Here is a 7,160-nt window from a genome sequence, read left to right on the forward strand (position 1 = left end):
AGGCGGAGTGTCAGTCGATAAATTCGTGTCTGATTCACCGCTTTCGCGAGCAAGCCCGCTCCCACAGGGGTTTGTGTTTTCAGCTCAGACTGTCGTCAATCATCAACACCACTTTCCCCGACACCGTATTACTCGCCAGCTCGGCAAACGCCGCTTCGGCATCCTTCACCGGGAAGGTTTTTGCCAGTTGCGGACGCAACCGCCCTTCGGCAAACAGCGGCCACACATGCTGGCTCAAATCGCTGAACAGGTCGGCCTTGAACTGATCGTCGCGACTGCGCAACGTCGAACCGAGCAACTGCACGCGCTTGGCCAGTACCTGTGCCAGGTCCAGTTTCGCCTCACGTCCGCCCATCAGGCCGATCAGTACCCAGCGTCCGTCCAGCGCCGTCAGCTTGAGGTTCAGCGCCGCATAGTTGCCGCCGACCGGATCAAGGATCACGTCAAACGGCCCGAAGTCGCGCAGGCTTTCCAGATCATCGGTGCGCACCACGCCGCCCTGGGCTCCCAGCGCCTCACAGTAGGCCAATCGCTCAGCCGACCCGACGCTGACCCAACAGGGATTGCCGAACGCCTTGCATAGCTGAATGGCGGCTGAACCAATTCCACTGGCCCCGGCGTGCAGGAGAACCTTCTCCCCGGGTTTCAGCGCCGCCAGTTGAAACACGTTGAGCCAGACCGTTGCATAAACCTCGGGTAATGCCGCGGCCTCGATCAACGAAACGCCCTCGGGCACCGGCAGCACGTGCCGTCCGTCGACCACCACCTCCTCGGCCATTCCGCCCCCGGCCAGCAAGGCGCAGACCCGGTCGCCGACCTGCCAGGACGAGCCGGCGCCGACTTCGCTGATCACCCCGGAACACTCCAGACCGAGCACCTGACTGGCGCCCGGCGGCGGTGGATAAAGCCCGGCTTTCTGTAATAAATCGGCGCGATTGAGGCCCGCAGCCGCCACGCGAATGCGCACTTGTCCTACATCACATGCCGGACTCGGCTCTTCAAGCCATGCCACTTGACCTTCAACGCCTTGCAATGCCTTCACAGTGCCTCCATAGTGAGTCTGGACTGAGCCCGAAGCTGTAGCGCCGGGCTTTTTGCATTATGCGACCGGCTCTCGTAGAACCGGCGACTTCAAAGACGGCCTAATATGCGTTATCAATTGTCCCCGCGTCGAATCAGCATGAAGCATTTGCTCCCCAGCACCGCCCTCGCTCTTTTCATCGGTATCGGCTTGTTGCCGGTGTCGGGCACTACATTCGCAGCCAACAGCTGGGACAAGTTGCAGCCGGATCGCGACGAAGTGATCGCCAGCCTCAACGTCGTCGAGTTGCTCAAGCGTCACCACTACAGCAAGCCGCCGCTCGACGATGCGCGCTCGGTGATCATCTACGACAGCTACATCAAGCTGCTGGACCCGTCGCGCAGCTACTTCATGGCCAGCGACATCGCCGAATTCGACAAGTGGAAGACCCAGTTCGACGACTTCCTCAAAAGCGGCGACCTCAACGCCGGGTTCACCATCTACAAGCGCTATCTGGACCGCGTCAAGGCGCGCCTGGACTTCGCCATTGCGGAGCTGAACAAGGGCGTCGACAAGATGGACTTCACCACCAAGGAAACCTTGCTGATCGATCGCAAGGACGCCCCTTGGCTCAAATCCACCGCTGAACTCGACGACCTGTGGCGCAAACGCGTCAAGGACGAAGTGCTGCGGCAGAAGATCGCCGGCAAGGATTCCAAGCAGATCCAGGAAACCCTGACCAAGCGCTACAAGAACCAGTTGGCGCGTCTGGACCAGACTCGCGCGGAAGACATCTTCCAGGCGTACATCAACACCTTCGCCATGTCCTACGACCCGCACACCAACTATCTGTCGCCGGATAACGCGGAGAACTTCGACATCAACATGAGCCTGTCCCTCGAGGGCATCGGCGCCGTGTTGCAGAGCGACAACGATCAAGTGAAAGTCGTGCGCCTGGTGCCGGCAGGCCCGGCCGACAAGACCAAGCAGGTCGCACCGGCCGACAAGATCATCGGCGTTGCCCAAGGCAACAAAGAGATGGTCGACGTGGTGGGCTGGCGCCTGGACGAGGTGGTCAAGCTGATCCGCGGCCCGAAAGGCACCGTGGTGCGCCTGGAAGTGATTCCGGCCAGCAATGCGCCGAACGACCAGACCAGCAAGATCGTGCCGATCACCCGTGAAGCGGTGAAGCTTGAAGACCAGGCGGTGAAAAAATCCGTGCTGAACCTGAAACAGGACGGCAAGGACTACAAGCTCGGCATCATCGAGATCCCGGCCTTCTACCTCGACTTCAAGGCGTTCCGTGCCGGTGATCCGGACTACAAGAGCACCACCCGTGACGTCAAGAAACTGCTGACCGAACTGCAGAAAGAGAAAGTCGACGGCGTGGTCATCGACCTGCGCAACAACGGCGGCGGCTCCCTGCAGGAAGCCACCGAACTGACCAGCCTGTTCATCGACAAGGGCCCGACCGTCCTCGTGCGTAACGCCGATGGCCGCGTCGATGTGCTGGAAGATGAAAACCCGGGCGCGTTCTACAAAGGCCCGATGGCTCTGCTGGTCAACCGCCTGTCCGCCTCGGCTTCGGAGATCTTCGCCGGCGCCATGCAGGACTACCATCGTGCATTGATCATCGGTGGCCAGACCTTCGGCAAAGGCACCGTGCAGACCATTCAGCCGCTGAACCATGGCGAACTGAAACTGACCCTGGCCAAGTTCTACCGGGTTTCCGGGCAGAGCACGCAGCATCAGGGCGTACTGCCGGACATCGACTACCCGTCGATCATCGACACCAAGGAAATCGGCGAAAGCGCCCTGCCGGAAGCCATGCCGTGGGACACCATCAAGGCAGCGATCAAGCCGGCCTCCGATCCGTTCAAGCCGTACCTGGCGCAGCTCAAGTCCGAGCATGACGCACGCAGCGCCAAAGACGCCGAGTTCGTGTTCATCCGTGACAAACTGGCCCTGGCGCAGAAGCTGATGGAAGAGAAAACCGTCAGCCTCAATGAAGCCGACCGTCGTGCCCAGCACGCGGACATCGATGCCAAGCAACTGGCCATGGAAAACATCCGTCGCAAAGCCAAAGGCGAAGAACCGCTCAAAGAACTGAAGAAAGAAGATGAAGACGCGCTGGCTGCAGCTGAGCCGGACAAGGTCAAACCGGAAGACGACGCCTACCTGAGCGAAACCGGGCGCGTGCTGCTGGATTACCTGAAGCTGAGCAATCAGGTGGCCAAGAAGTAAGATGATGGCAATTTAGTGGTGACGCTCCCCGGAGCGTCATCAAACAGTCATCATTCTGTCGTGAAATAAAGGACTGGGAGCGCCTCTTCAAGCAAGAGCGCTCCCAGTCCTTTTTTTATCGCCAGAGATTGCCATGACCACGACCGAACAGCTGAGTGCCTTGAGCTCGATCCTGACTCAAAGCGGTTTGCACAGCCTGTTCCAGCCGATCATCTGTCTCTCCGAGCGTCGCATTCTCGGCTACGAAGCCCTCACTCGCGGCCCGTCCAACAGCCCTCTGCATTCGCCAATCGCGCTGTTCGCCGTGGCGCGTCAGGCCGGCCGCCTGAGCGAACTGGAAATTGCCTGCCGCCAGTCTGCCTGCCGTCGTTTCAACGAGCAGCAACTGCCGGGCAAGCTGTTCCTCAACGTTTCACCGGAATCCCTGCTTGAAGCCGCGCACCAACCGGGGCGGACCCTGCAACTGCTGCAGGACTTCGGTATTCCACCCAGCCAAGTAGTGATCGAACTCACCGAACAGACGCCAATCGACGATTTCCAGTTGCTGCAAACCGCCCTGCATCACTATCGGGCGATGGGCTTTTCCATCGCACTGGATGATCTGGGTGCCGGCTATTCCAGCTTGCGCCTGTGGTCGGAGCTGCGCCCGGATTATGTGAAGATCGACCGCCACTTCATCGACGGCATTCATCAGGATGCGTTGAAACGCGAGTTCGTCGGCTCGATCCTGCAAATCGCCAAGGCGTCACGGGCACAGGTGATTGCCGAGGGGATCGAGTTGCCAGAGGAACTGGCGGTGCTGACCGAGATGGGCGTCGATCTGGTGCAGGGTTACCTGCTCGCTCGCCCGCAGGAGCATCCACCCCGCGATGCCCGGGCCCTGATGCCGAAACACGACAGCAGCACCGTGGCGTTGAACGACGAAGGCAGCGACCTCAGCGCCCTGCTCAACGAGCAACCGGCGGTGCATCGTGACACACCGACCGCCACGGTGCTGGAAGCCTTCCGCCGCCAGGCCAATCTGAACTCACTGGCGGTGCTCGACGAACAGGGCCAGCCGTGCGGCATCGTCCATCGCCATTCGTTGTCCGACGCCTTGCTCAAGCCGTTTGCCACCGACCTGTTCGCCCGCAAGCCAATCAGCCGCCTGATGAACGACGACTTCCTCGCTGTGGAAATGAGCCAGTCGCTGCAACAGGTCAGCCGCCTGATCACCAGCCGCGCCCGGCAGCGCATCGAAGAAGATTTCATCATCACCCTCAACGGCAGTTATCTGGGCCTTGGCCGGGTGATCGACGTGCTCAAACTGATCACCGAACTGAAAATCCAGCAGGCCCGCTACGCCAACCCGCTGACCCTGCTACCCGGCAACGTGCCGATCCAGCAATGCCTGACCCGCCTGCTGCAACAGGGCCGCGAATCGATCATCTGCTACGTCGACATCGACAGCTTCAAACCCTTCAACGACATCTACGGCTACGGCCGTGGCGACGAAGTCCTGCTGTGCCTGGCGCAATGTCTGAACGAACGCGTCGACCCGTCCCGCGACTTCGTCGGCCACATCGGCGGCGACGACTTCCTGCTGGTACTCGGCCCGGAAGACTGGCGCAAACGCCTCAACCAACTGCTCGACGACTTCCAGAGCCAATGCCGCCGCTTCTATCGCCCTGAGCATCTTGAGGCTGGTTGCTTTATCGCGCCGAATCGCCAAGGCGTACGCCAAGAGTTCCCGTTGCTGTCACTGTCCATCGGCGTCGTCCACCTGCACCCCGAAGCCTGCTCAGAACTGGATGCCAGCCAGCTCGCGGAAATGGCTTCGCAGGCGAAGCATCATGCGAAGAATGTTCCGGGATATAGCGTGCATGTGATTGATAGCCTTGCTGCTGCCGACCTTCAACTGCCGCAACTGATTGGCCAACGCTGATTCCCCAGCAGACACAATTCCCTGTGGGAGCGGGCTTGCTCGCGAAGGGGTCAGTCCATAAAAATTAGTCAGTAGTACTTGCTATTAGTGCACTTATCGTGCGCCGCTCCGGGTTCAAAATCGTCATACACCATATTCCCCACCACTCCAGGCCACTATCAAAATAATTACTCCACGATTCCCTTCCAGGAATCGCATCCTCACGATCAACCCATGTCGTATTGATTCCTTTCACCCAATTTATCGCAGTGACCCCGCAATTCTCTACAAGCCCGATAGCAATTTTCCACTCATGAAAAAGCTCCTGAGCTTCACGCTCTCCCCCCTTAAATTTGGTGCCGTACGGTGGCTCACGAAAAGATCCGTATAGTGCTAGAGGCCCGCGCACATAATCCTCCGTCAACATTAAATTTTTTAACTCTCCATCACTTAACGGTGTTGCAACTGCCTTCTCAAGCTCCCAACTTATTTCTGGAACACTATTACCCGCATAATCTGGGTTTTTAATTAACTGAGCATGCTGACACAACGCTTCCCTCATAAGTTGTTCATGCAGACCAACCAAAGCTCGCCGATGAACAGACTCATCAACTATTACTTCCGACTCAAGTTCGAAGACTATAAAATTGAAGACGCACCCAGCATCGTCCATACGTTCAATAAGTAGTTCACGTTTTGTTTCTTCAAAAACTTTCAACCCTATTCAACCCTTGATCGTTTCTTGCTGATAGACCTGAAGCCGCCCCAACAGAGTACTCATAAAAAATCGTCCGTCCTCTATTTCGTCGGAAAACAAAAAGCTTCTTTTTTCAAAAACCCCTTCAAACGAATCATTTTCGTTCAAAAAGAAACTGATAGTTTCAATTAGCCAGCTTCTATCATCTTCTGAGTAATTTAAAAAATCCGGCCTCATCACAATGTCAAATACTTTCGAAAGCTCCGAGTAATCGTTAACATCTGCCAAGCATATAAGCTCTTCAACTGATTCCTCATGAGGATAATCAATATCAAGCAAAAACAAGAAACCTGCCAATATTGAGATACTTGGTTTAAACTTCATGATCTAGTAATCCGTATACGCTGTTATTGGTTTGCCATTAACATCAAGAATAACAACAGTTTTTGTGGTCTCCACATATTCCAACCGTTTACTCTTATATCCTTCCCCTACCTTTCTACCCATTTCAACAGGCAATGACGAGAGAGCTATGCTTCCGGTACGACGAAATATAAGCTGCGCACGATTTATCGCGTTCAATTGATCTCTATGGCTAATAAATCTTGTTGCTGCGCGAGGAATACTTGGCTCTTTTGACTTGGTTTTCCGATTCACCCTCATCTCCACTTTACCTGTTGTCGGGTTCTTTGCATGTTGCACCCGCTCAAGTTGTGCTGCCAAAGTAGTCTGAGCACCATGCTTTTGTAAGAAATGCGCCTTGGTATTGGCAAGCTCCATTTTTTTCAATTCTTTATGAGCGATCTGCTCTGCCAATTCGTCAATTCTCGCGCGCCGCTCCTGCGCTGACATCTTCGGTAGCGCCGGCTCTCCCTTATCTACCTTAGCGTCACTCGCCCCACCCGGTACCTCACACCCAGGCTTATTCGGCGGCGGACAGTTCGAGCTCAACCCCAACGGATCCACCCACCCCGTCGGATTCGGCACATACCGATACTGATTCAACCCACCCGCCAACTTGATGGGATCCGGCGTCAAATACCGTCCCAACCTCGGGTCGTAATACCGATGCCGGTTGTAATGCAGCCCACTTTCCGCATCGAAATACTGCCCCTGAAAGCGCAGCGGCTGGTCGAGGTAGTCCTCGCCGGCCAGGGTGATCGCCGCGACCTTGCCGTAGGCGTCGTACTGCGCCGACCAGACGATTTCGCCGCTGTAGTCGGTGAGTTCCTGCGGGGTGCCGAGGTGGTCGAGTTGGTAGTAGAACGGGCAGGCCTTTTTCGGACCTTTGCCGT

6 protein-coding genes are annotated in these 7,160 nt (G+C 56.8%); 2 read left to right on the forward strand and 4 right to left on the reverse strand.

Translation table 11 applies throughout. The features are described from left to right. Positions 1-79: 79 nt before the first annotated feature. A complete protein-coding gene (locus tag QMX91_RS27210) occupies positions 80-1,042 on the reverse strand; it encodes a zinc-binding dehydrogenase (protein ID WP_282413652.1) in 963 nt (320 codons plus the stop codon). A 138-nt stretch (positions 1,043-1,180) separates the two neighbouring features. Between QMX91_RS27210 and QMX91_RS27215 the strand changes: the two genes are divergently transcribed. Further along, positions 1,181-3,265, forward strand: coding sequence for a carboxy terminal-processing peptidase (locus tag QMX91_RS27215; RefSeq protein ID WP_167734107.1), 2,085 nt, complete (start codon positions 1,181-1,183; stop codon positions 3,263-3,265). Between the two features lie 133 nt (positions 3,266-3,398). Next, positions 3,399-5,189 carry a bifunctional diguanylate cyclase/phosphodiesterase gene (locus tag QMX91_RS27220; RefSeq protein WP_282413653.1) on the forward strand — a complete coding sequence of 597 codons (1,791 nt, stop codon included), beginning with the start codon at positions 3,399-3,401 and terminating at the stop codon, positions 5,187-5,189. Positions 5,190-5,253: 64 nt separating this feature from the next. Here QMX91_RS27220 and QMX91_RS27225 read toward each other — a convergent pair whose 3' ends face one another. From QMX91_RS27225 to QMX91_RS27235, 3 genes are all read right to left on the reverse strand, one after another. Beyond that, positions 5,254-5,886: a hypothetical protein gene (locus QMX91_RS27225; RefSeq protein WP_240795668.1), complete on the reverse strand. Its 633-nt coding sequence runs from the start codon at positions 5,884-5,886 to the stop codon at positions 5,254-5,256. Between the two features lie 6 nt (positions 5,887-5,892). Further along, positions 5,893-6,249, reverse strand: coding sequence for a hypothetical protein (locus QMX91_RS27230; protein WP_139055456.1), 357 nt, complete (start codon positions 6,247-6,249; stop codon positions 5,893-5,895). Between the two features lie 3 nt (positions 6,250-6,252). Then, a partial coding sequence (locus tag QMX91_RS27235; protein ID WP_282413654.1) for an RHS repeat-associated core domain-containing protein occupies positions 6,253-7,160 on the reverse strand: 908 nt, incomplete at its 5' end.

The organism is Pseudomonas sp. PS01299, from assembly GCF_029960145.1.
In the GTDB taxonomy this organism is placed as follows: Bacteria; Pseudomonadota; Gammaproteobacteria; order Pseudomonadales; family Pseudomonadaceae; genus Aquipseudomonas; species Aquipseudomonas putida_A.

Bases quoted from the DNA above. Each gene is read 5' to 3' on its own strand.
- QMX91_RS27215 (WP_167734107.1), top strand. From the start codon at position 1,181: ATGAAGCATTTGCTCCCCAGCACCGCCCTCGCTCTTTTCATCGGTATC.
- QMX91_RS27220 (WP_282413653.1), top strand. From the start codon at position 3,399: ATGACCACGACCGAACAGCTGAGTGCCTTGAGCTCGATCCTGACTCAA.
- QMX91_RS27230 (WP_139055456.1), bottom strand. From the start codon at position 6,249: ATGAAGTTTAAACCAAGTATCTCAATATTGGCAGGTTTCTTGTTTTTG.